We start from the raw sequence: 25,544 nt of genomic DNA on the forward strand, positions 1-25,544 counted from the left end.
CGGGTCGCCGGAGCGATGGTTGATCGGGTCGCAGGAGCAATGAGGTCGCAGGAGTACTGGTGGCGCGAGGAATGCCATTAGGCATGTAATATTGGTAGCAAAGAGCGGAATTGTTTTGCCAGGAATGCCCTTGGGCATGCAACAACAGCGCACAGCTAGCTACGTCGTCAGAAGGGTTGTTACATCCCTACCGGGATTCTGGCTATCCTTCTTCCACCTGTTTTTTCTACCAATATTACATCGCTACGCGATTTATTCAATCATCGCTCCGGCTACCCGGTCACTCGTTCAAAATTCATTCCCCAACGCCTTCCAGCGCGAACATAAATGCGAACTGCAAGGCGATTTCCTTCAAGTAATCGAACCGGCCGGAGGCGCCGCCGTGGCCGGCTTCCATGTTTGTTTTCAGGAGCAGCACATTGTTGTCGGTTTTGTGCGTTCGCAGGCGGGCTACCCATTTGGCGGGCTCGAAATATTGCACCTGGCTGTCGTGTAGGCCCGTGGTGATGAGCATGTTGGGATATGCCTTTCTTTCTACATTATCGTACGGCGAATAGGACTTCATGTAGTCGTAGGATTCTTTGCTCTTCGGGTTACCCCATTCATCGAACTCATTGGTTGTCAATGGAATGCTTTCATCCAGCATGGTGGTCACCACGTCCACAAACGGCACGTCCGCGATGATGCCGTGCCAAAGTTCCGGCCGCATGTTGCTGATCGCGCCCATGAGGAGCCCTCCGGCGCTGCCGCCTTCGGCATACAAATGTGCCGGAGAAGTGTATTTTTCACGGATAAGGAACTCGGCGCAGTCGATGAAATCGTTGAAGGTATTCTTCTTTTTAAACATCTTACCGTCTTCATACCACTTGCGCCCCATTTCCTGGCCGCCGCGTATATGCACGAGGGCGTATATAAATCCACGATTGAGCAGGCTCAGTCGCGTGCTGCTGAACGAAGCATCCATGCTGTTGCCATACGAGCCGTAGGCGTACATGAGCAGCGGCGTTTCAGGGCTCTTGGGCGTATCCTTTTTGTACACCACCGAAATGGGCACTTTCACGCCGTCGCGCACGGTGGCATACAAACGTTCCGTCACATATTCGCCCGGATCGTACCCTCCTACCACTTCCTGCCGCTTTTTCAGGTCTTTTTCACGGCTTTGCATGTCATAATCATACACCGAGCCCGGCGTTGTGAGGGACGTGTAAACGTAGCGAAGTTTCGAACTGTTATATTCCGGATTTGAGCCGGCATAGGCGGTGTAGGCGGGTTCGCCGAAATCCACGTAATGCTCTGCCTGGCTGGCCACATCGCGGATACGAAGCTGCAACAGGCCATTTTTGCGCTCGGTGATCACGAGGTAATCCTTAAAAACGTCTATTCCTTCCAGCAGCACATCCGCGCGGTTCGGGATCACTTCTTTCCAGTTTTCAACGCCGGTTTTGTTTAATGGCGTTTCCATCAGCCTGAAATTCAGCGCGTCCTTGTTCGTTACGATGAGGAACTTGTCGCCCTGGTGGTCCACATCGTACAGCACATCCTTCATGCGTGGCTGAAACACTTCAAACTGGCCCTCGGGCTTGTCCGCGTCGAGGATCAGGTACTCGGACGACATCGTGGCCGACGATGTGATCACAATGTATTTCTCCGACTTCGTCTTCCCAACGCCGATATAGTTGCTTTTATCCTTCTCGTTATAAACCACTACGTCCTTCTTGGCGTCCGTGCCGAGTGTATGGCGTTTGATTTTCTCGCTGAGCAGCGTCTTCGGATTGGTGGCCGTGTAGAATAGCGTTTTGTTATCATTTCCCCATTCGGAACCGCCGCTGGCCGGGTAAATTTTGTCGTCAAAATGCTCCCCCGTTTCCAGGTTCTTAATGTAAATGGTGTACTGCCGCCGTGAAACGGTGTCGACACCGTAGGCCAGTAGCTTGTTATCCGGACTCACATTGAAACCGACGGCCGAGTAATACGGATGCCCTTCCGCCATTTCATCGATGTCGAGCAGGATTTCTTCGGGCGCTTCGAGCGAGCCCCTTTTGCGGCAATATTTGAAATACTGTTCTCCCTCCTCGCTGCGGGTGTAGTACCAATATCCATTGCTGAACACCGGCACCGATTCGTCCTTCTCCTTGATCCGGCCTTTCATTTCCGCGAAAAGCTGCTCCTGAAATTTTGCCGTGCCGGCCATCATCGTGTCGGTGTAAGCGTTCTCTGCATTCAGGTATTCGACGACCTGCTCGCTGTCGGGGCCTTCGCGGAAGAAGTCGCCCATCCAGTAATATTCATCGTTGCGCTTGTCGCCATGCATTCCGGTTTCATGGTCTTTCTTAGCTGCTACGGGAGGTGTGGCTCCCGGCCATTGATATGCTTGTTTCACGGGTTTGTTTTGATTACAGGAAAAAATGATAACAGCTAAAAATAAGCAAATAATTCTCATGACATAGCCTGGTTAGGTATATAATTGATTATCAATAATATGCTAAATTTAAAAGTATTCTTCTAATCATACATAAAGTACTTTTGAAACTAAAAATGTACAGTACTTACTATACTTTTAAACCAATTTCAAGTACTATACTTTTTATACATTTAATACAATTATATCGATTTGAATGTATTGAAAGTTTTCTGCTTTTGATACTTTAACACATTCCTAATGTATGATCCTTGCCATACATTAAAGCCATTCAACACATACCTTATGTATTATCCTTTCAAAAAGTTTAGAATTATATAAAATTATTAAAAGTATTATAAGTATAAAAAAACCATATACTTTTTGTAAGTACTAAAAGATACTCCCGGTCAATACATCTTATTTAAATCTTCAAAAAACAATCCGGTAATCCTTCCCCGTCGTGGGAGTTGCATTATATTTGAGTTTCGATCATAAACTTACCTCATGGAAAAACCCATTCATAAGCTGTTCCTGCTGGACGCTATGGCCTTGATTTACAGGGCACATTTCGCGTTCATCAAGGCGCCGCGCATCACTTCAAAGGGACTGAATACCAGCGCCGTTTTCGGCTTTACCAACACACTGCTGGAAGTACTGCAAAAAGAGAAACCTACCCATATCGGCGTTGCATTCGATACCGCCGCGCCGACATTCCGCCATGTGCAGTTTGAAGCCTACAAGGCGCAGCGCGAGGCGCAGCCGGAGGATATTACCGTAGCGATCCCACTCGTGAAGCGGCTTTTGCGCGGTATGTGCATTCCCATTCTCGAACTCGACGGCTACGAGGCAGATGACATCATCGGCACCATTGCCAAGGAGGCTTCGCGGGAAGGTTTCGAGGTTTACATGATGACGCCCGACAAGGATTACGGGCAATTGGTCGAACAATACATTCACATTTACAAACCCGCATTCCTCGGCAAAGGCGCCGAAGTGCTGGGCGTGCAGCAAATACTCGACCGCTGGCAGATCCAGCGCATCGACCAGGTGATCGACATTCTCGGATTGATGGGCGACGCGGTCGACAACATTCCGGGCATTCCGGGCGTTGGCGAAAAAACGGCACAGAAACTCATCCAGGAATACGACACGATCGAAAACCTGATCACACATGCCGGCGAAATCAAAGGGAAACTCGGTGAAAAAATCCGTGAAAACTTCGATAAAGCGGTGCTTAGCAAGCAGCTTGCAACGATCGATTGCAAAGTGCCGGTGCCATTTGATGCCGAAGATCTCACCATTTGCTCACCCAATGCGGAACTGATCGCAGAGCTTTTCGATGAACTCGAATTCAAAACACTCAAAACCCGCATCCTGGGCGGCCAGCCAGGCGGTTCCGCAGGAGCACTAAGTCCGCGCCCAGCAAGCGCGCAGGCTCCCGCACGCAAAAACGCCAAAGGCCAACTCGACATTTTCGGTAATCCAACGGAAGAAATCGGCCAGCAACCGGCGGCTGTGAGCGGCGACCTTGCAGATGGTGAACTCACCGAAGACACGTCCGAAATCCGCATTCCGACATCCAAAAGGACGATCGACAATACTTTCCACCGCTACCACACGGTGGACACCCCGGAACTGATGACGAGCCTGGCGCATTACCTGAGCTTGCAGGACGCATTCTGCTTCGACACCGAAACCACCTCGCTCGATACGACGGACGCCGAGCTTGTAGGGCTGTCGTTTTCGTACCTGGCCGGCGAGGCTTTCTACATTCCCGTGCCCGCCGACCGTCAGCAAGCCGAGGAGATTGTAGGGTATTTCAGGGCGGTTTTTGAGAATGAAAACATTGAAAAAATCGGGCAGAACATCAAGTACGACATGCTCGTGCTGAAAAACTACGGCATCGAAGTGCACGGCAAGCTGAGCGATACCATGCTCGCCCATTACCTGCTCGAACCGGATAAGCGCCACGGCATGGACATTCTTGCCGCTTCCTACCTGAACTACGAACCGGTGTCGATCACGTCGCTGATCGGCAAAAAAGGCGGGAAACAGGGCAATATGCGCGACGTCGCTATTCCCGAAATCACGCAGTATGCCGGAGAGGATGCCGATATTACGTTCCAGCTGCATTCGATTTTCAGTCGGGAATTACCCAAAGTGAATGCGGCGAAGCTGTTCAACGAAGTGGAAATGCCGCTCACGAAAGTGCTGGCTTCTATGGAAAATACCGGCGTGCGGCTGGACATCAATGCATTGAAGGAAATGTCGGCCGTGCTCGAATCCGACCTTCGGCAAACCGAGTCGGAGATTTACGAAGCGGCCGGTCAATCGTTCAACATCAGCTCGCCCAAGCAGCTCGGAGAAGTTCTCTTCGAGAAAATGAAGCTGATTGAAAAGCCTAAAAAAACCAAAACAGGGCAATACGCGACAGGCGAAGAAATCCTCTCCGATCTGGAAGCCAACCACCTGATCGCACGCAAAATACTCGACTACCGCGAGTTACAGAAACTCAAATCCACTTACGTAGATGCATTACCGACGATGGTAAGCAGCCGCACCGGCCGCATTCACACGTCTTACAACCAGGCCGTTGCAGCCACGGGGCGGCTCAGTTCCACCAACCCAAACCTGCAAAACATCCCGATACGCACGCCGCGCGGCCGAGAGATCCGCAAGGCATTTGTGCCTGATTCCGCAGATTTCCAGATCCTTTCCGCGGATTACTCGCAGATCGAATTGCGCATTATGGCGGCATTCAGCGGCGACGCGAGTATGACGGAAGCGTTCAACCAGGGCCGCGACATCCACGCTACCACGGCCAGCAAGGTGTTCCAGGTGCCATTGGAAGAAGTGACTTCGGACATGCGCCGGAAATCTAAAATGGTCAATTTCGGTATCATTTACGGCATTTCGGCATTCGGCCTTGCACAGCGCCTGGGCATCCCGCGCGGGGAAGCGAGCGAGATCATCCGCGCCTATTTCGAAGAATTCCCGGCCGTGAAAGGTTACATGGACAAAGTCGTGAACGACGCCCGCGAGCGCGAATATGTAGAAACGATCCTGGGCCGCCGCCGCTATCTGCCGGATATCAACTCCCGCAACCAGACCAACCGCGGCTACGCCGAACGAAACGCCATCAACGCCCCGATCCAGGGCTCGGCCGCCGACATGATCAAAGTCGCGATGATCAACATCCACGACTTCATGGCAAAAGAAAAGCTCAAATCGCGGATGATCCTGCAAGTGCATGACGAACTCGTCTTCGACGCGCATTACAGCGAAATCGACCTCCTGAAAGAACGGGTGGACGAACTGATGCGAAACGCAATCCCGATGGCCGTTCGCATGGAAACCGGCATCGGCGTCGGTGCGAACTGGTTAGAGGCGCATTGATTTGCGCTAAACTAAGAGAGAAACGGGCATGCAGTATGTCATGCTGAGCGGAGTCGAAGCACTTGCACGACGGCACAATCACCGTACGGACTGTCTTCGACTTCGCTCAGACTGACATCTAACTTATTTCGCCACCCAGGTCCGGGTGTTCAAATCATCGGTTCCCTGGCGTTTTACGGCCTCTTCGCGGTTGGGGCCGTTGAGGGATTGTTCGGAGAGCGGATAAATGAAGCGTACCGGCACGCGGTTCTGGTTCAGGTTGTCGGGGCCGGGTTTGATCTCCGGCAGGCCGGTGCGGCGCCAGTCGAACCATGCTTCCAGACCGTTGAAATAGTACGCGATCCACTTTTGCAGCGCAATTTTGCCGAGTTTTTCGGCGCTTGTACCGGTGTAGGCAACGGCCGGCTGCGTGTAGTACGATGCGTCGGGTGTTACATCAATGCCGTACGACGAAGGCACGACGCTTTTCCAGTATTCGAAATTGCTCTGAACGCCTTTGGTATAATAACCTTCTGCTGTTCCGGTGGTGATCAGGCCTTTCTCGCGCGCTTCGGCGAGGGTGAACTGCAATTCGGAATAGTTCATCAGGATACCGCGCGGCGCAGCAGGGTCCGGCGGTGCCTGGCCGGGATCGTTGCAAACCAGGCACGCAAACGTGTAACCTATGCGCGACACGCCCTGCGGACCGCCGTTGTAGTTCAATGCAGGCACATCTCCAAGGCCATTGGGCACACCTTCGATCACCGGCTTACCGGCCGTCACCGACGATTGTGAAGGACGACCAAAAACCGTCAAACGCGGATCTTTCAATGCCGTGAGGCGGTCGCTGAGGGTTTTGCTCACGCGGAATTCGTCGAACGAGCCCACGCGTGCGCCGTATAGCGCCCATTGGTTAGGGGCTGCCGCCAGGTATTTCAATTCGGCATTGTCCTGATTACCTTCGAAAATGGGGTTTTTAGCGGGATCGGCAAGGATAGCCTGCATTTCTGCTTTCACATCCTTTTGCTTTGAAATACGCATTAAATAACGCAACCGCAGCGAGTTGGCCAGTTTGCGCCATTTGATCAGCGAGCCTGTGCCGCCACCGAAAAGGATGTCGCCGGAAACCGCTGTCGAGCTTGCAGCGAGGATGTTGTTAGCCGTGCTAAGGTCGGCTAAAATGCCTGCGTACACGCTTTCCTGGGTGTCGTATTTGGGCAGGTAAACGCCGTCGGTTTTGCCTTTGGTCGCTTCGGTGTATGGAATGTCGCCATAAGCGTCGGTCGCCAGTGCAAACATCCATGATTTGAGGATCAGCGCGATGCCTTTGTAGCCGTTGGCATCGTCGGTGCCCACCTGGTCGAGGATGTTTTTGACATTACGCATATTGCCGTACACATTGTCCCAAATGCCGTTCTGCTGTCCCCAGAGGTAGCGGTCCTCGTTCACGAACTGGATTTTGGCATGGTGCTGCACCACAATGTTGCCAATGCCCCAGGCGTCGTTCACCTGGCTATTGACCATGTTTCGGATAACGCCGGCAAGCAGCAGGTCGGGCGTCACATTGTTCGGTACGTTGTCGTTGGTATTGACTTCCTCAAAGTCGTTGGTACATGAACCTGCCGACAACGTCAGCGCAGCAATGAGATATATCGGAATTAGCTTTTTCATTGTTTGAAATATTACAGTTTGAAACTCACATTGAAACCATAGCTGCGGCTGGAAGGGATCGACATGTATTCGATACCCGGCAATGCAGTTCCGCCGTTGTAAGCCATTGTTTCTGGGTCCACGTGCGGCACTTTCGACCACAATGCAAGGTTACGTCCCACGAACGAAACAGTGATGTTCTTGATCGGCGAGCGGCCCAGCAGGCGGTTCGGGATCGAGTAGCCCAGCTGTACTTCGCGGAGTTTCACGAAAGACGCGTCGTACATCACCCCTTCGGCAATGTTACGGCCGCCGGTGTAGGCGGTATGCCATGCGCGGGCGGTCAGTTTCACTTCATTTTTGCTGTAAGAACCGTCTGCATTCTGCACCACGCCGTCGCCGATCACCCCATTGCCCGGTTTGCTCAGGTCGTAGCCGTCTGCACGTCCTTCGAGGGTTTCTTTGATGATACCACCTTCACGACCAACGGTTTGTGTATGAGAATACAGCTTTCCTCCATGACGCACATCAAACAAAAAGCTCAGTTTCAAATTCTTGTAATTGAACTGATTGGAAATACCTGCCAGCCAGTCGGGATTGTAGTTACCCATTTTCTGAACATTGGTGGTAGGCACCGGACGACCGTCTTTGTAAACGATCTGGCCCACATTCTGGCCCGTAGCATCGTAATATGGCGCCGAAGGGTTTGTGTTCTGCACACGTGCGAACGCGATCCCATACATATCGCCCATCCGCTCGCCTACGCGCGCCTCTATGCTGACACCCTTGCTGGCCATTACGAAGTTGGTGATGCCGTCGGACAGTTCGAGCACCTTGCTGCGGTTGGCCGAGAAGTTTACGCCGATATTCCATTTGAAATCATTGATTTCCACCGGGGTTACATTCAGCATGGTTTCAAATCCCCAGTTTTTGATCTCACCTGCATTGAAGAAACGGCCATTATACCCTGTCGTCTGCGAAAGCGGGATTTGAAGGATCTGATTTTTGGTTTTGCTTTGATAGAATGTAAAATCCAATCCCACGCGGTTTTTGAAAAAACGCAGGTCGGCGCCCAGTTCGTAAGCCGTACTGATCTCCGGTTTCAGGTTCAGGTTAGCCAAACGGTCTGTTTCGCCGTAGATCTGCGAGCTGCCGTAAGGCGTGCTGGGATTGTAGGCCTGGGTGAACGTGAAAGGATCGGTATCATTACCCACCTGGGCGAAGCTGGCGCGCAGCTTGGCAAAGGACATTACCTCCGGAAGTTTCACCATATCGCTCACTACGGCGCTTAATGCTACCGATGGATAGAAGTAAGAGTTGTTTTCGGTACCGAACGCTTTCAGGGCTGTGGGGAGCGTCAATGCGCTGCTCCAGTCGTTGCGTGCGGTAACGTCGAGGAACAAATAATTGCGGAAAGAAACCGATGCCGATCCATACAAGCTGTTGATGCGCTTGCCGACTTTGCTCTGTGACGCTACCAGCTGAATGCGCGAGTTGGTAAGGTTATAAATGCCCGGCAGGTTGAGCTGGCCCGCATTTTCTTCGTCGTAAATCGAGCTTTGACGGTTCTGGTTACCACCGAATGTAGCCGAAATATTGATGTCCTTGCTCACATCCTTGTTGAACGACAGCAGGAAATCGGAGTTGCGCTCTTCGGTGTTGATCTTCACCTCGCGGTACTGCCCGAACGGGAAGCGCTGGGTGCTGAACCCACGGCGATATTCGCGGCGCTCGTTGCCCCAGTCGGTGGCCGTGCGCACTTGCAGGCTCAGCCAGTCGGTAAAATCGTATTTCAGGATCACATTGCCGATGATGCGGTTCACGTCCTGACTGTTGGTGTTTTCAAAAACCGTCAGATAAGGGTTATCGTGGTAGTTGTAGTTCCAGCTGAACTGGCGCTGGTCTTCCAGTCCGTTCATCCATAAACGTTTCATATCCGAAACCTTCACCGACCGCGGCAGCCAGCAGTTGAAGAGGTACATAATGCTCTCGGTACCATAGCTGATGGACGGCCGGTTACCGCTCGCGCCCTTCACGTAACTCACGAAAGTCTTGGCCGAAAACTTCTTGGTAAGGTTGTAACCCGCACTCAATGAGACGGTATTGCGTTTCAGATCGGTGTTCGGCACGATCCCTGTCTGGTCCAGATTTGTATACGACAGGCGGAAATTACCCTGGCCGTTGTTGCCGATCAATGCGATGTTATTCGTGAGCGTGCGGCCGGTTTGGAGGAAGTCTTTCAATCCGTCGACATCCGCTTCCCACGGCGTAGCGGTAATCACGCTGCCTGCGGGGGCATTGAGGTCGCCGCCGAGGTATGGGATCGGCTGTCCGTTCAGTGTGCGTGGTGAGTTGTATTGCGGGTAGCTTTGTCCTTTAAATTCCGGCCCCCAGCCTTCGTCGGTACCGTCAGTTAGGCCACCGCCTCCGCCATTCACGAATGCGAAATCGCCGCCGTTACCGTTGCCCTGGCCGTATTTGTTTTGATATTCAGGGAGTTTTAATGCGCGTTCGAAGGTTGTATTGCTGTTAACCTCCACGCCGATGCCCTTGTTGCCCTTGCCGGATTTGGTGGTGATGAGGATCACCCCGTTGGCCGCTCTCGAACCATACAAAGCCGCTGCGGCAGGTCCTTTGAGCACACTCATTGTTTCCACATCGTCGGGGTTGATGAAGCTAGCGCCATTCCCGAAATCGACTTCCAGGTTGCCCTGGCCCGACCCGCCGGTGATCGAGTTGCTGATCGGCACCCCGTCGATCACGTACAATGGCTGGTTTTTGTTCAAATCCACCGAACGCTCGCCGCGGATCGTCACCCGCGCCGAACCGCCGATCCCCGACGGGCTGCCCACAACCGTCACCCCGGCCACTTTTCCGGCCAGCTGGTTCACAATGTTCGTCTCGCGCGCCGTTACAATGCTCTCGCCTTTCAGCTCCTGCACCGCGTAGCCGAGCTTACGGACGTCCTTTTTAATACCCAGCGCGGTTACGACCACTTCCGAGAGCTGTTTCGAATCCGCAAACAGCGTCACATCGGCCACCGCCCGGCCGCCTACCGTCACTTCGTGTGAAACGTAACCCAGGAATGAGAACGTCAGCACCGCGCTGGCGCCTTTCACCGAGATCTGGTACTTTCCGTTCGAATCGGTTACGGTACCGTTGTTGGTGCCTTTTTCGATAACGCTCACGCCTGCGAGGGGCGCTTTGTCATCGTCGGAGATCACCTGCCCGGTAACCACCGACTGCGCCACACCCGCGTGGCAGTAGAGCAGCCCCGTGAGCATGAGCCCCGTGTACGCGCTTCTTCTGAAAATACTCAGCCGGAAGCATAAGTAAAATTTTTTGATCATGAGCACTTAGGTTATTAAGGTGAGAAAAGAATGGAACTGGCAAAATATGCCTTGCAAGGCGCAAAAATCCGGTTAAAAACAGTCTGTTCTGTTAAGTATTTATTAACATACTATAAACAAATCTTCCGCTGCGCGACACCAGCCGGAAGACCGGCAACGACTACTGATCAATGCTTCAAAATCTCACTAACGCAGGCTCCCGCAGCGCCGGTTATACACGCGCTGCTGCCGCTTACTCACTTGGGCTGTCTTTAAATATACAAATACTTTCCGTAAAGAAATGCAACCGCATGTTGCTCTATTCAACTGTATTTAAACATTTTATTCATCACAGTTATCCCAAACGCTACAAAATCACATAGCCATTTTGAAATAGTACATTAAAATCTTTGAAGAGGACTATCATAGGGTCGGCAACTGAGCTCATCAACTTCAATGGTCCCCTGTTCTTTTGCAATCGGTTCCAAACCCTTGCGGTTATACGCCGGCCGGAAGAAATTCATCATTGGTAAACTTTTAATAGCGCTGCCCGGGCCTTCAAAAAATTCATACTATTTCCGGATATAATGGTAAAAAATTACCGAACTTCGCTTTTTAAATGTAAACAATACACTTAATCGATTCCAATGCATCAATTGTTTCAGAAAGTCTCCCTGCTGTTGCTGGCCTGCCCGGTGATGGTAATGGGCCAGACAGCGAAGGGAAATTATTCTCCGCTTCCCCTCAAAGACCTCAGCGCATTTGAAAGCGCTGCCCCCAACTGGTCGATACAAGGTGGCATTTCCATACACCCCTCAGGGGCGGCAAAGCCCAAAACACTTGCCGGCGACGGCGTTCTCATCGGAAATGCGGGCACGGTGCTCACTACCAAACTGAAAGCAAGCGATCTGCGGCTTTATGTGGAATTTAACGTGGCGCCGGGGGCCGAGGGTAATATCATTCTCCCGGGCGGACAAAAAATCAAAATCTCCGATAGCAGCAAGCAAAAAGTAGCCAACGCTTCCACATCCGGGTACATTGGCCAGTTTCCCAGCCAGAATGCCGCCAAGTCTCCGGGCCTCTGGCAAACGCTTGAAATCTCCTATGATGCATCTGTACAACATATTCCTAACTCCGCGCGCCTGAACACGCTTTCGCTCAACGGCGTCACAGTACTTGAAACGGTTTACCTCCCCAACACCAAAGCAGCCGTAGACGGCCAGCCGATTGCATTGGAGGTTACCAAAGGCAGCATTGCTTTCCGGAACGTTGGCTACCAGCTTCTTGCTAATCGTAAGCCATTGTCAATCAACAATCTGCAATACAAAGTTTACTCTGATAAATGGGATGCCAAAGAATATAGCAAGCTCGATCATGAAGGGCAGTCGCCCGTGCTAACGCAGGAAGTGACCAACGGCATGCGCGAATTCCACCTGGTGTACGAAGGCGACATCGACGTGACCGAGGCGGGCGATTACATTTTCACGACCATTTATTCGGGTCCCGTTCTTTCGGTTGACATCGACGGCAAAAGTGTGGTATCGTCCGGCGAAGCCACTTCGCAGGAAACGCACACCGGTTCCATTAACCTCACACAAGGCAAGCACAAATTCAAAATCCATTACTCGCGCTTTCCCTGGCGCCAGCCTGCATTGGGGCTGCGCGTAGAGAAATCGGGCGTGCGCCCTTACGACCTGCACACGCTGTCGTCGCTTCCCGAGCCCGAGCCGAAGCCGTACATCAGCGTGACGCCCGAAATGCGCCCTGAAATGGTGCGGTCGTTCATCCAGGTGGAAGGCGAGAAATCAAAACGCACGCATTGTATTTCGGTGGGAAGCCCCGACGGCTGGAACTACACCGTGGACCTGAACCGCGGCGCGCTGGTTCAGGCATGGCGAGGACAATTCGCCGACGTGACCGAAATGTGGTACGAGCGCGGTGAACCGCAGCTCCTTTTCCCGGCAGGACTGAAAGTGCACGTGTCAGGCCGCAGTAGCGTGGCAATGCTCGATAATGCCAATGCAGCATGGCCAGATTCTTCCAATATCAACTTCCTCGGTTATAAAATCGATCAGAAAGGCTATCCCGTGTTCCGCTACGCAGTCGGATCGGCCACGGTGAGCGATGAGCTCGTTTCCGGCGGCAACACGCTCTCGCGCACATTCCGCGTGGAAGGCCGCCTGGAAGGCTCCCCTACCGGTTCGCTATATTCCCTGCTGGCCAGCGGCAAGCAGATCACCGAAATTGAAAAAGGACTTTACCAGATCGACGACCGCTTTTATGTACAGGTTGATAAAAAGGCCAAAGCGATTGTCCGCCCGGCTGGCGAAATGAAGGAGCTGATCCTTCCGGTTTCCAATGCCACCAGCTATTCCATGTTTTGGTAAAACCTCATTATCTGAATGCTATCAATGAAAAATATTCTCTTAACTACCCTGATTACCGCCGGCTGCATGAACGCATTTGCGCAGAGCAAACCGAGCAAAATCGACGATTACTACCGCATCATCACCATACCCATTCCCGAAAACATTAAGATGGAAGTCGGCGGGATGCAGGTGCTGCCTGACGGCCGCCTTGCTACTTCCACGCGTCGCGGCGAAGTATGGCTGATCGGCAATCCCTATCTGAAAGGGGACGGCAAACCTTCATTCCACCGTTTTGCATCGGGCCTGCACGAGCCCCTGGGCTTGTACTACCGCGGCAAAGACTTCCTCGTGTCGCAGCGCGGAGAGGTTACCCGCCTCGAAGACACGAACAACGACGGCGTAGCGGACGTGTACGACTCGTTTTCGCGCTGGCCGCTTTCGGGCAACTACCACCAATACTCGTACGGCCCCGTACCGATGCCGAACGGCGAAATGCTCGTAACCCTCAACCTCGACTGGGTGGGCCGCGGCGCGAGCCAGTCGAAATGGCGCGGATGGATGCTGAAACTCGGCCAGGACGGCAAACTCACGCCCTGGGCAACCGGCCTGCGCTCCCCTTCCGGCTTCGGCTCGTACAAGGGTGATATTTTTTATACTGAAAACCAGGGCGACTGGGTAGGTTCCGGCCGGATGACGCACCTTGAAAAAGGCGATTTTGCAGGTAACCCTGCCGGTTTGCGGTGGAGCAAAGAGGAAGGCTCTCCCGTGAAACTGACCCCGGAAGACGTTCCCAACACCGGCGAACCGCTTTACGACGTTGCCAAGAAGGTGCCAGGCCTGAAAGCCCCGGCCGTGTGGTTCCCGCATACATTGGTGGGGATTTCCACATCGGATTTCAAGGAGGACGTCACCAATGGCGCATTCGGGCCATTTACGGGCCAAATGTTCGTGGGCGACCAGGGGCACAGCATCATCACCCGCGTAGACCTCGAAAAAGTGAACGGCGTGTGGCAGGGAGCGGTTTTCCCTTTCCGCGAAGGCTTTATGTCGGGTATCCTGCGGATGGAATGGGGCCTGGACGGCTCGATGTTTGTGGGCCAGACCAGCCGTGGATGGTCGGCAACGGGTAAGGCTGAATTTGGTATTCAAAGACTCGTTTGGACAGGTAAAATGCCGTTCGAGATGAAGACTGTGCGCTCGATGCCGGATGGTTTCGAGATTACATTCACCAGCCCTGTCGACAAAAAGGCCGCTGCTGAGCAGGACGCCTATAAACTGAACAACTTCACCTACCGCTACCACCGCACTTACGGCAGCCCGATCATTAACACGCAGGAAGTGCCGCTGAAAGGCATTATCGTGTCGGAAGACGGCATGCGCGTGCGACTGGTGGTAGACCCGGCGGCATTGCGCAAGGGATATATCCACGAGATCAAAACGGAAGGCGTGAAATCGCCGGACGGCAACAACCTGCTGCACAGCACGGCTTACTACACGCTCAACGAAATCGCGAACGGGCAAGCCGCCAACGCATCACAGTTCACCACCACCGTGAAAGCGACCGCCAGCACTGGCACTGCCGACCACAGCGCGCATGCGATGCCCGCCAGCAGCGAAACCGCCACTAATACAGCCGCATCGGCCAAACGCGTAACGGAAATGCCCGCCAGCTGGACCAAAGGTCCCGACCAGGTAGTGACGATCGGCACGGTGCCGGGCCTGAAATTCGACGTTTCGGAAATACAGGTGAAAGCAGGCAGCAAGATCAAGATCGTGTTCAACAACAACGACGATATGCTGCACAACCTCGTCATCACAAAGCCGGGCACGGCCAATGCGGTAGGCGAAGCAGGCCTGAACCTGGGCTTGAAAGGAACAGAACTGAACTACGTACCACGTACGAACGACGTGCTTTTCCATACCAACATCGTAGAACCGGAGAAAACCGAGGCGATCTACTTCGTGGCGCCCAAGCAGCCCGGCACATACCAGTACGTATGCACATTCCCCGGCCATTATTCGCTGATGCAGGGGAAACTGAAAGTCGTCAGATAGCGCGCAGCGCGATTGACCTTGCGGCGGGGCGGCGAAATACCGCCCCGCTTTATTTTCCATCCCAGGCTGAATAATTACCGGATTTTCCAAGGAGAATGCCACTATCAGCCGCTTTGATTGGTATAATTCATTGATTTAATAAAACATTGCCGTTGCATTAAGGATTTGAATCAGGAAGAAAACATATCTAGCGCCAGTGAGCTGAATATCAGGCTCTGGCAGCGGTTCAAGGCCGGCGATTCGGAGGCGCTCGGGCAGCTCGCCCAAACGCACTACCGGGCGTTGTACAACTACGCCACCAAATTCTCCTCCGATCCCGATTTCATCCGCGACTCCATTCAGGAGCTTTACCTCGAACTCTGGGAGCGCCGCAATTTCCTCTCCGAAACGGCATTCGTCAAATCCTACCTGCTCAAAGCGCTCCGTCACAAACTCATCAAAGAGAGCATCCGCCTGAAACGTTTCCACGAGCCGCAGGCAGCGCTTTTCGACACCGACCCATCCGACCCGTCCATCGAAACGAATATCATCGAAGACGAGCAAATCCGTTTTCAGAACGGCCACCTCAAACACATCATCTCGCTCCTTTCCAAAAGGCAGCAGGAAATCATTTACCTGCGCTTCTACCAAAACCTCGACAACGAAGACATCGCCAGCGTCATGGGCCTCGGCCGCCAGAGCGTCTCTAACCTGCTTTACCGGACATTGAAAGAGATCAAGGAAATCTGGGCACCTGCGGAGTTTTTTTGGGTGTTGCTGGTAATGTTATCATAGGCTCCGACAGAGCCGCCCCATCTCGCTTTCCCACCATTTGTATAAAGAGGAAGACGCTCCACGTCCGCGGCACACCCCTACCCGATCACCCTCACAACTACTTACCCCAATGCCGTCAGGCATGAAATATCGGTAGCAAGAGTCCACATCAATTCCCGGAATGCCCCTGGGCATGTAACAACAACCCACTGCAACCGAAGTGTCGTTGCCCATGACAGCGTCTGTTAGATAGCTACACCCTGATTTCTAACAATATTACATGGCTAAACAATCGCAAACGCTAAATACTTTTTGTATTATTAATAACTACTATCTTATTATACATTTATAACTTTAAATACATTTACACCATATTAAACATTTGGTATTAATAGCCCAAAGTCGCTCCTTTCTTAACGTTGTTCTAAATTTCCCATCCATCCAAAACACCACTCCTCCATCCTCCTTTCCTCCCACCATATAACTTTTCAAAATTTTTTTTGACTTTTTTGGTTATCCCGGCCGCTAAAACTGACATAAGTATTCAAAGGACCTTCCAATGTCCTGTACGCCATGCTTTTGATTGACCAATGAGCTCATACCGAATTTTTACCGTGGAGGAACTGGCGACGGATGAATCGTTTCGCTGCTGGGTGATGGCGCCCACACCGGAACTCGACCGTCACTGGCAGCAGTGGCTGCTCAAAAATCCCGACCATGCCGGCGTGGTGACGCGGGCGCGGGAGCTTGTGCTTGCAGTGCATGACATTTACAAGGATGAGCTTTCCGATGATATGGTGCGCCATGAGATCGCGGAGATTACCCGTATGGCCGAGGAGCGCAAGGCGGAAGGTCCGGTGCCATTTTACCAGCGCGCTGCGTGGCGCGCCGCCGCGGTGTTGCTGCTGACAGGCGGACTGAGCTGGCTGTATTACACCAATCACAGCACGGTGAAGAGCACCGTGAATGCGCAGCAGATTGCTTTGGAAATGCTGACCCAAACCAACCGGACCGAACTGGAAACGACCGTGCTCCTGAGCGACAACAGCGTGGCGACGCTCGCCAAAGGCAGCAGCATCCGGTACCCGCGCCAGTTCGCCGGGCGCGAGCGCCGTGTGTACCTCACCGGTGAGGCGTTTTTTGACGTCGCCAGGAACCCGCAGCAGCCTTTCCTGGTGTACACCAATGAAACGGTGACGAAAGTCCTCGGGACGAGCTTCCGCGTGAAGGCGTTCGAAGGGGATAATACCGAAATGGTGGCCGTGAAAACAGGGCGCGTGTCGGTGTTTCCGAAGAAAGACTATGAGACGCACCACGGCGGTAATACGGTGGCGGGCGTGATCCTGAACCCAAACCAGCAGGTGATTTATAACCGCAAGGATAACAAACTCGAAAAAGCGGCGAAAGCCAACCCGGTGCTCCTGGCCGAATCGGCGGTGCTGAAAGACCAGGTTTTTGACGATAAACCGGTGTCCGACGCCTTCGAAGCACTGGCGAAAGCTTACGGGATCACGATTGTGTATCACGCCGAAACGCTTTCCAACTGCATGATTAGCGCGCAGTTTGGGGAAGAAAACCTGAAACAACGATTGAATGCGATATGCCAGGCCATCGGCGCCGGCTATGATATGGAGAATGGTCGCGTTGTGATCAGTTCCAAAGGTTGTAATTGAGTGGCTCTAACACAGCTTTTTACAAAAAATCTAAACCCTTTTCAGGACTAAAATCAGCTACCATCAATCCCAAATTTGCCTATGACATACCCGTAACTCTGCTTACACTTTGAATGATAAAGAGCCAGTGATGATTGCGCCATCACCGGCCCTGCGACTCCCCCCGCCAAGACTGGAATCTGAGGCGGTACAGGAGCATTTTGTCCCTTCATTTCAATTCTGAACAAAACTTTCAAAAGTATGAAAAAACACCGACATCTATCCCGGCTACTTTACAGGGCTATGAGAATATCACTTTACCAATTATTAATTGCCTTAATCTTTGCCACTGTATCCGCAGCAGGCACCGTTGGGGCACAGGATATTCTGAATCAGAAGATCACAATCCAGGTTAGCAACCTGGAAATGAAGACGGTACTGACCAAACTGAACAAGCTCACACAGCTCCGTTTCACATACAGTTCGTCGCTGATCAAAACGCAGCGCAAGGTGTCGCTCAATGCGGTGGACAAGCCGCTGGGCGATATTCTCGACGATCTTTTTAAACCGGCCAACATTACGTATAAGATTGACGGCAGGCAGGTTGTGCTCATCAAAAACCCCGGCGAACCTGGCAGCGCACTACCCGAAACGATCCGGAACCAAAGCAGCATCGACCGCAATATCACCGGAAAAGTGACCGACGAAAAAGGCATTCCCCTACCCGGCGTGAGCATTGTTGTGAAAGATACCAAAGCAGGCACGGCTACCGACTCCGAAGGAGCGTTCCAGCTGAGCGTTCCCGATGCGGGCGGCACACTGGTGTTCTCGTACGTAGGCTACACGCCACAGGAAATACCGCTCGGAAATCAGACGAACTACGACATTTCGATGACGCCCGACGTGCGCAACCTGGAAATGGTGGTAGTTACCGCGCTGGGTATCAAGCGCGATGCCAAAAAACTCGGCTACTCAACCGCCACCGTGAATACCGAAGAACTGACGACCAACCGGACTACCAACCTCGGTAACAGCTTGCAGGGAAAAGTGGCAGGTTTGAATGTGACACCGCCGGCGAGCGGTCCGGGTGGTTCTACCAAAATCCGTATCCGCGGCCAGTCGTCTTTTGGTGGTAATAACTCCCCTTTGATCATTGTAAACGGCATTCCGATCAACAACAGCAGCGTTTCGGCAGGTGGTTCGCAGGGAAATGGCACGGGTAACCCCACCGGCGGCTCATCCGATGCGGGCGATGGCTTGCAAAGCATTAACCAGGACGATATCGAGTCGATGACCGTGCTGAAAGGCGCTGCGGCGGCCGCATTGTATGGCTTCCGGGCGAAGGATGGTGCGATTATCATTACCACCAAAAGCGGCAGCAAAACCACCGGCATCGGCGTGGAGCTGAACTCGAATTTCCAGGCACAGGAAGCATTGGATTATACGGATTTTCAATACGAGTACGGTCAGGGGGAATTTGGAAAACGCCCTACCAGCGTGGCCGAAGCGCAAAGCTCCGGAGTTTTCGCATTTGGCGAGCGGCTGGACGGCCAGCCTACGCCGCAGTTCGACGGCAGCACGCAGCCTTACGTTGCCCACAAGGACCGTATCAAGAAGTTTTACCGCACCGGAACGAGTTTTACCAATTCAGTTGCATTATCAGGCGGCAATGAAAAAGGCAATTTCCGCCTCTCATTTGCCAATACCGACGCCAATGCGATCATGCCCAACTCGGCTTACCACAAAAGGATTTTTAACCTTGGCCTGAACTATAAGTTTACGAAAAAGCTGTCTGCGCAGCTGAACGCGAACTATTCCAACGAGTACAACAAGAACCCGCCGCAAATCGGTATCCAGGATATGAATGCGAACACGACCATTTACACCCTGGCGACGAGCATTGATACCGACTGGCTCAAAAACCGCAAGGATGCCAACGGCAACGAAATGCCCCTGGCGCGTTTCACCAACCGGAATAACCCCTACTGGGTAGCTTACGACCGCTTCGAAAACGTGCGCCGCGACCGGATTTTCGGTAACACTTCCGTGCGCTACGATTTTACCGACTGGCTGTTCGTGCAAGGCCGCATCGGGCAGGATTACTACACGCGTCCGTACAACTACAACCGCCCGACAGGAACGCGCTCGATCGGCGCCGTCGCGACGGGTTTCAATGGTTACTACTACCAGGATGTGGCCACGTTCCGCGAGCGTAACATCGACATTCTCATCGGCGCGAATAAGTCGTTCGGCGATTTCGGCATTGACCTTACATTGGGCGGCAACCAGATGTTGCAGGTGAACGACAACGTGTCCACCGCCGTCACCAATTTCTACGTGCGCGACCTCTACACGATCGCCAACGGCCAGATCAAGAACCCGAATTACAGCTATGGCAAGAAAAAGGTCAATTCCATTTACGGATCGGCGGAGTTTTCCTGGAAAAACTTCCTCTTCCTGAATGTAACCGGCCGCAACGACTGGTTCTCGACATTGAACCCGCAGTCTAACAGCTACTTGTATCCATCCGTAAGCGGTAGCTTCGTGTTCAGCCAGGCATTCAACAATACGCCTGAATGGCTTACTTACGGCAAGCTGCGCGCTGCCTATGCGGAAGTGGGTGGTGATACCGATCCTTATTCGAACAACCTCTATTATGGAATCAATGCCAACCCGTTCAACGGAACTGCATTGGGTAACCTGCCTTCTACCGTGGCTCCTAATGCAAACCTGCGGCCATTGAAAGTGAAGGAAACGGAATTGGGTCTGGAATTGAAGACTTTCGACAGCCGCCTGAACCTCGACCTTTCGGTTTACCGCAAAAACACCGTCGACGAAATCCTGAATGTCGATATTTCAAACACCTCGGGTTTCAGCCAGACTAAAGTGAACGTGGGCAAGCTGCGTAACCAGGGTATCGAATTCTTGCTGACCATCGTGCCAGTGCGCAACGATAATTTCACCTGGGAAACGAGCTTCAACGGAAGCTACAACAAGAGCAAGGTAATCGAGCTGGCTGAGCGCCAGGATCGCTTCGACGTGGGCCAGGGTGAGTTTTTCGGTATCGTTTCACATGAAGTGGGCAAGCCGCTGGCCTCCCTCCGCGGATTTGATTACAGAAGAGACGCACAAGGCCGCATTGTCACTTCGGGCGGGTTGTTCCAGCAGGGTAATCTCACCACATTCGGCAGCGCAATCCCTACCTGGGTGGGCGCGTGGGTGAACACGATCAATGTAAAAGGCATCCGCATCGGCACGCAAATCGACTTTAAGGCGGGCAACAAAATCCTCTCGAACTCGAACCTGAACTTCCTGCGCGAGGGTATTTCCAAACCATCGCTCGTAGGCCGCGAAGGCGGTGTGCTGCTGGACGGCGTTACGGCGGAAGGAACACCAAACACGACCCGCGTAGAAGCACAGCAGTTTTACACCCAATACCGCAGCACCAACCTTGCAGCGCCATTTGTGTACAACGGTGCATTCGTAAGATGGAGAAACCTGTCGGTAAGCTACGACCTCTCGCGTTTTGTACGTGACAACACCTTCATCAAAGGCCTGAGCGTATCCCTGATGTGCAACAACGTGCTGATGATCAAGAAATACCTCGACAACCTCGACCCCGAAGCAGCCGTATCCGCCTCCGACAACCTCCAAGGCATCGAAACGCACACGCTCCCAACAACGAGAAGTTACGGTATCAATTTGAACGTGAAATTATGACGAAGGAGGAAAGGAGGATTGGAGGAAACAATCACTCATCGCTCCGGCGACCCCATTCACTCATTCACTCATTCACTCATTCACTCATTCACTCATTCACTCATTCAATCATTCAATCATTGAAAATTTGAACATGAAACGAATATTCATATACGCCGCCGCTCTTACCATGCTCATGGGCGCCAACGCCTGCGACAGCGGCTTCGAGGAAGTAAACAAAAACCCGGTGCTCGCGACGAGCGTCGATCCGATCTACCTGTTTTCGAATGCCGAATTCACTTCGGCCATTGCGACGCAGAACTACCAGTTGCAGATCGTGCAGCAGATCAACACGCCTTACACCGGTGTACTCGAAGGCGGGAACCACAATGCGGTTTCTGACCCCAATTCGAATGCGAATTTCAACTCGCTGTACCTGCAAAACGGTCCTGTGAACCTGCTGACCACGGTTATTTCCCAGACCAAAGACAATCCGGCGCGCAGTAACCTGTACAACATGTCGCGCATCTGGAAAGCCTATGTATTTATGGTTTTGGTAGATACCTATGGCGATGTGCCGTATTTCGAAGCAGGAAAGGCGTTTCTGGAAGGCATTAACCTGCCTAAATACGACGACCAGAAGCTCATTTACGACGACATCCTGAAAGAATTGCAGGAAGGCACCAAGGCGCTGGACGCCTCCAAGTCGATAGAAGCGGGTGATTTGTTTTTCAAAGGGAATATTGCGCAATGGAAAAAGCTGGGCAACTCGCTGCTGCTCCGCGCTGCCATGCGTTATTCCAAAATCGACGAGGCCAAAGCGAAGCAATATGTAGCCATCGCGGTGGACCCCGCGAACGGCGGCCTGCAAAGCTCCAATGCCGACAATGCCCTGATCGCCTTTAACAGCACGTTCAACCATCCGCTGGCCAACTATTTCCAGGGCACCGAGCGCGGTAATGTGTACCTCGGCAAAGCATTCGTGGATTTCCTGAAAACGACTGCCGACCCGCGTTTGCGCGTGATCGCGGTGAAGTATGAAACACCCGGCAACCCTATCGCGACTGCCGGCGCGGAAAATACGACCCCGGCCGACCAGGAAGGCATGCCGTACGGCTACAACGAGTCGACGATCGCCAATGCGCCGGGCTTCCCGGGTAAAATCGGTTCTGCATTCAAATATTCGCAGATCAACCGCCGCACGCTGGGTAAAATCGACGCGCCGGAGTTTTTCATCACCTATTCGCAAACCAGCCTGCTGCTCGCGGAAGCCGTACAACGCGGCTGGGCAACGGGTAACGTGAAGGAATTGTACGAAGCCGGCGTGCGTGCACACATGAACCAGATGGCGACCTACGACGTGCTTGCAACCATTCCGGCCGCCAGCCAGGACGCGTTTCTGACGGCCAACCCGTTTGTGCCTGCCAAAGCATTGCAGCAGATCAACGAGCAGTACTGGGTTTCATCCTTCCTGAACGGCTCCGAGGCCTGGGCAAACTTCCGCAGAAGCGGCTTTCCAACACTGCCCGTAAATACCTATCCCGGCAAAGACCCGTCGGTGAAAGACTTCATCAGAAGATTGGTGTACCCCGTCCGCGAACGCTCCGTGAACGAGGCCAACTACCTCGCGGCCATCGCACGCATGGGCCCCGACGAGCTGGGAACACCCGTTTTCTGGGACAAATAATAACTATTACCAACCCTTAATTGTTCTTTTATGCTTAAACAAACCTTGCTTGCGGGAGCGTTTGTGCTGGGAAGCGTCGCTTCCCACGCACAGGCGATCTCCCCCACTCCTGACCAGATCAAAGCCTACACCTCGGCCTGGAAAGGCGAACGGATGCCCGACGGCCGTCCGAAGGTGTCCGACGCGATCCTGGCCCGCCTGAAAAACATTTCGATGGAAGAGGCATGGGGCGTGCTGCGCAACAAAGGCTACCACAACCAGTACGAAGGCGAATGGCAGCTCATCCACAACGACAGCACCATGACCGGCCGCGTGGTAACGGCGCAATACATGCCCTCCCGCCCCGATTTGCAGGATCTCGTGAAGGAGACCGGTAAGAAAGAAGGCCGCGTGCAAACCGGCGGCACCAACTCCTGGCCCATCGACGTGCTCAAAGAAGGCGATGTGTACGTGGCCGACGGCTACGGCAAAATCGCGGACGGCACGCTCATCGGCGACAACCTGGGCAACTCCATTTACGCCAAATCCAAGCGAGGGGTGATCTTTTACGGCTCCGTGCGCGATGTGGAAGGCCTGAGCGAGATCAAGGGCTTCAATGCCTGGATGAAAGGCCAGGACCCGTCGTACATCCAGCAAATGATGCTCACGAACATCAACACGCCGATCCGCATTGGCCGGGCGGTGGTGCTCCCGGGCGATATCGTGCTGGCCAAAAAGTACGGTACGATCTTCATTCCGGCACATCTGGTGGAAGAACTGGTGCTCACGTCGGAAGTAACCGCCCTGCGCGACGAATTCGGCCATCTGCGCCTCCGCGAAGGCAAATACACGCCCGGCGAAGTGGACACCAAATGGTCCGAAGCAATCCAGAAGGACTTTTTGAACTGGGTCAACAACTACCCCGGCAAACTGCCGATGACGAAGAAGGAGTTGGATGATTATTTGAAGGAAAGAAATTATTGATGGCCGTCGGCTGTCGGCAGTCGGCTATCGGCTTTTGTCTGCAACAGAAAGAAAAGCCGAAGTACGACAGCCGAAAGCCGAAGTAAAACTAAGAACTATGAAAAACATCTTAAAACAAATCATCGATTCAAACAAACAAGTAGAAACAGCCGAAAAAGCGGCGGCAGCAGCGGAAATCGCGAACCCATCCACCAAAGACAGCCGCCGGAACTTCCTGCGCAAAACGGCCGTGGGCGGTATTGCGTTAGGCGGTTTTATGTCGATGTCAACCGAGGATACCATTGCGCAGGCAACGTCCAAGGTGAGCCGTGCTTCGAAGCCTTCGGAATTGAAAATCACCGATTTGCGGTATTGCATCGTCCAGAATGTAGGTCGTACGCCCATTATCCGCATCGACACCAACCAGGGCATTTACGGCCTGGGCGAGGTGCGCGACGGTGCCGACGAGCGGTATGCATTGTTTTTGAAAAGCCATTTGCTGGGACAAAATCCATGCAATGTGGAGCAGCTGTTCAAATCGATCAAGCAGTTTGGCTACCACGGTCGCCAGGCTGGGGGCGTTTGCGGGGTAGAAATGGCGCTTTGGGACCTTTGCGGCAAAGCCTACGGCGTGCCCTGCTGGCAGCTGCTCGGCGGTCGCTACCGCGATAAAGTGCGTTTGTACGCGGATACGCCGGAGTCGAACGACATCAATGAGTTTAAGCAAAAAATCAAATTCCGTACGCAGGATCAGGGCTATACCTGGCTCAAAATGGATATTTCGATCGGTATGCTGCGTAATAGCGAAGGCGGTGTCGTGAACAACAAGTTCTGGGGCGGCGGCTTCTCGCAATGGGCGGGCGATTACCATTCCTATGCCAACACCAAACACCCTTTCACCGCAATCCAGATCACGCCGAAAGGCCTCGATGAAATGGCGAAAGTTGTAGAAGACGTGCGCAGCGTGATCGGCTACGAAATTCCGCTTTCTTCCGACCACTACGGCCACTTTGACCTCAACAACGGTATCCGCCTCGGAAAAGCGCTCGACAAATATCGCCTGGCGTGGTTCGAGGACATGGTGCCCTGGGAATATACCGACCAATGGAAAACCATTTCGGACGCATTGGAAACACCTACCCTCACCGGCGAGGACATTTACCTCAAAGAGGGTTTCAAGGCATTGATCGAGCAGCGCGCGGTGGACATTGTGCACCCTGACCTGGCATCGTCGGGCGGCTTGCTGGAAACGAAACGCATTGGCGACTACGCCGAGGACCACGGCATTGCGATGGCGATGCACTTCGCGGGCACGCCGGTGAGCTTCATGGCCAATGTGCATTGCGCAGCAGCCACGCAGAACTTCCTCGCATTGGAACACCATTCGGTGGACGTGCCGTGGTGGGAAAGCCTGGTGAAAACCACCGACGGCCGCAAGCTCATCGACAAGGGCTATGCCGTGGTGCCGCTGGAAGCGCCGGGCCTGGGCATCGAGCTGAACGAGGAGGAGGTGAAAAAGCACCTGCATCCGAAAGACAAATCGTTCTTCGCGCCGACGCCCGACTGGAACGATAAACGCTCGCACGACCGCCTGTGGAGCTAAGTAACCGGAAGATGGTAGGGCGTAATGTC

At 53.2% G+C, this 25,544-nt stretch carries 12 protein-coding genes; 9 read left to right on the top strand and 3 right to left on the bottom strand.

Annotation, left to right across the window (positions count from 1 at the left end):
- Nucleotides 1-295 precede the first annotated feature (295 nt).
- On the bottom strand, nucleotides 296-2,311 hold the full coding sequence (locus tag DFER_RS05400) for a S9 family peptidase (protein ID WP_015810598.1): 2,016 nt from the start codon (nucleotides 2,309-2,311) through the stop codon (nucleotides 296-298).
- A 594-nt stretch (nucleotides 2,312-2,905) separates the two neighbouring features.
- Between DFER_RS05400 and polA the strand changes: the two genes are divergently transcribed.
- Nucleotides 2,906-5,797 (top strand): DNA polymerase I, encoded by a 2,892-nt coding sequence (gene polA, locus DFER_RS05405; protein ID WP_015810599.1) that lies wholly within the window; start codon nucleotides 2,906-2,908, stop codon nucleotides 5,795-5,797.
- Nucleotides 5,798-5,920: 123 nt separating this feature from the next.
- On the opposite strand, the gene DFER_RS05410 is transcribed toward polA, so the two are convergent.
- Nucleotides 5,921-7,447, bottom strand: a complete 1,527-nt coding sequence (locus DFER_RS05410) for a SusD/RagB family nutrient-binding outer membrane lipoprotein (protein WP_015810600.1) — start codon at nucleotides 7,445-7,447, stop codon at nucleotides 5,921-5,923.
- A gap of 11 nt (nucleotides 7,448-7,458) precedes the next feature.
- On the bottom strand, nucleotides 7,459-10,776 hold the full coding sequence (locus tag DFER_RS05415; protein WP_015810601.1) for a SusC/RagA family TonB-linked outer membrane protein: 3,318 nt from the start codon (nucleotides 10,774-10,776) through the stop codon (nucleotides 7,459-7,461).
- A gap of 626 nt (nucleotides 10,777-11,402) precedes the next feature.
- Between DFER_RS05415 and DFER_RS05420 the strand changes: the two genes are divergently transcribed.
- The 8 genes from DFER_RS05420 (at nucleotide 11,403) to DFER_RS05455 (ending at nucleotide 25,515) form a co-directional block, all read left to right on the top strand.
- Nucleotides 11,403-13,142, top strand: coding sequence for a 3-keto-alpha-glucoside-1,2-lyase-like domain-containing protein (locus DFER_RS05420; RefSeq protein ID WP_015810602.1), 1,740 nt, complete (start codon nucleotides 11,403-11,405; stop codon nucleotides 13,140-13,142).
- 24 nt (nucleotides 13,143-13,166) lie between these two features.
- Entirely contained in the window at nucleotides 13,167-15,179 is a 2,013-nt protein-coding gene (locus DFER_RS05425) for an auracyanin family protein (protein ID WP_041734759.1), read from the top strand.
- A gap of 165 nt (nucleotides 15,180-15,344) precedes the next feature.
- Nucleotides 15,345-15,953: an RNA polymerase sigma factor gene (locus DFER_RS05430; RefSeq protein WP_015810604.1), complete on the top strand. Its 609-nt coding sequence runs from the start codon at nucleotides 15,345-15,347 to the stop codon at nucleotides 15,951-15,953.
- 569 nt (nucleotides 15,954-16,522) lie between these two features.
- Nucleotides 16,523-17,605 (top strand): FecR family protein, encoded by a 1,083-nt coding sequence (locus DFER_RS05435; RefSeq protein ID WP_015810605.1) that lies wholly within the window; start codon nucleotides 16,523-16,525, stop codon nucleotides 17,603-17,605.
- A gap of 405 nt (nucleotides 17,606-18,010) precedes the next feature.
- Nucleotides 18,011-21,304, top strand: coding sequence for a SusC/RagA family TonB-linked outer membrane protein (locus tag DFER_RS05440; RefSeq protein ID WP_143828673.1), 3,294 nt, complete (start codon nucleotides 18,011-18,013; stop codon nucleotides 21,302-21,304).
- A 133-nt stretch (nucleotides 21,305-21,437) separates the two neighbouring features.
- Nucleotides 21,438-22,970, top strand: a complete 1,533-nt coding sequence (locus DFER_RS05445; protein ID WP_041734761.1) for a SusD/RagB family nutrient-binding outer membrane lipoprotein — start codon at nucleotides 21,438-21,440, stop codon at nucleotides 22,968-22,970.
- A gap of 30 nt (nucleotides 22,971-23,000) precedes the next feature.
- Entirely contained in the window at nucleotides 23,001-23,933 is a 933-nt protein-coding gene (locus DFER_RS05450) for an RraA family protein (protein WP_015810608.1), read from the top strand.
- 97 nt (nucleotides 23,934-24,030) lie between these two features.
- A complete protein-coding gene (locus DFER_RS05455) occupies nucleotides 24,031-25,515 on the top strand; it encodes a mandelate racemase/muconate lactonizing enzyme family protein (protein WP_015810609.1) in 1,485 nt (494 codons plus the stop codon).
- The last annotated feature ends 29 nt before the right edge of the window (nucleotides 25,516-25,544 follow it).

The organism is Dyadobacter fermentans DSM 18053 (genome assembly GCF_000023125.1).
Lineage (GTDB): Bacteria > Bacteroidota > Bacteroidia > Cytophagales > Spirosomataceae > Dyadobacter > Dyadobacter fermentans.

Coding starts and splice junctions, on each gene's coding strand:
- DFER_RS05440 (WP_143828673.1), top strand. CDS start 18,011: ATGAAGACGGTACTGACCAAACTGAACAAGCTCACACAGCTCCGTTTC.
- DFER_RS05420 (WP_015810602.1), top strand. CDS start 11,403: ATGCATCAATTGTTTCAGAAAGTCTCCCTGCTGTTGCTGGCCTGCCCG.
- DFER_RS05450 (WP_015810608.1), top strand. CDS start 23,001: ATGCTTAAACAAACCTTGCTTGCGGGAGCGTTTGTGCTGGGAAGCGTC.
- polA (WP_015810599.1), top strand. CDS start 2,906: ATGGAAAAACCCATTCATAAGCTGTTCCTGCTGGACGCTATGGCCTTG.
- DFER_RS05425 (WP_041734759.1), top strand. CDS start 13,167: ATGAAAAATATTCTCTTAACTACCCTGATTACCGCCGGCTGCATGAAC.
- DFER_RS05435 (WP_015810605.1), top strand. CDS start 16,523: ATGAGCTCATACCGAATTTTTACCGTGGAGGAACTGGCGACGGATGAA.
- DFER_RS05400 (WP_015810598.1), bottom strand. CDS start 2,311: ATGCATGGCGACAAGCGCAACGATGAATATTACTGGATGGGCGACTTC.
- DFER_RS05415 (WP_015810601.1), bottom strand. CDS start 10,776: ATGATCAAAAAATTTTACTTATGCTTCCGGCTGAGTATTTTCAGAAGA.
- DFER_RS05445 (WP_041734761.1), top strand. CDS start 21,438: ATGAAACGAATATTCATATACGCCGCCGCTCTTACCATGCTCATGGGC.
- DFER_RS05455 (WP_015810609.1), top strand. CDS start 24,031: ATGAAAAACATCTTAAAACAAATCATCGATTCAAACAAACAAGTAGAA.
- DFER_RS05410 (WP_015810600.1), bottom strand. CDS start 7,447: ATGAAAAAGCTAATTCCGATATATCTCATTGCTGCGCTGACGTTGTCG.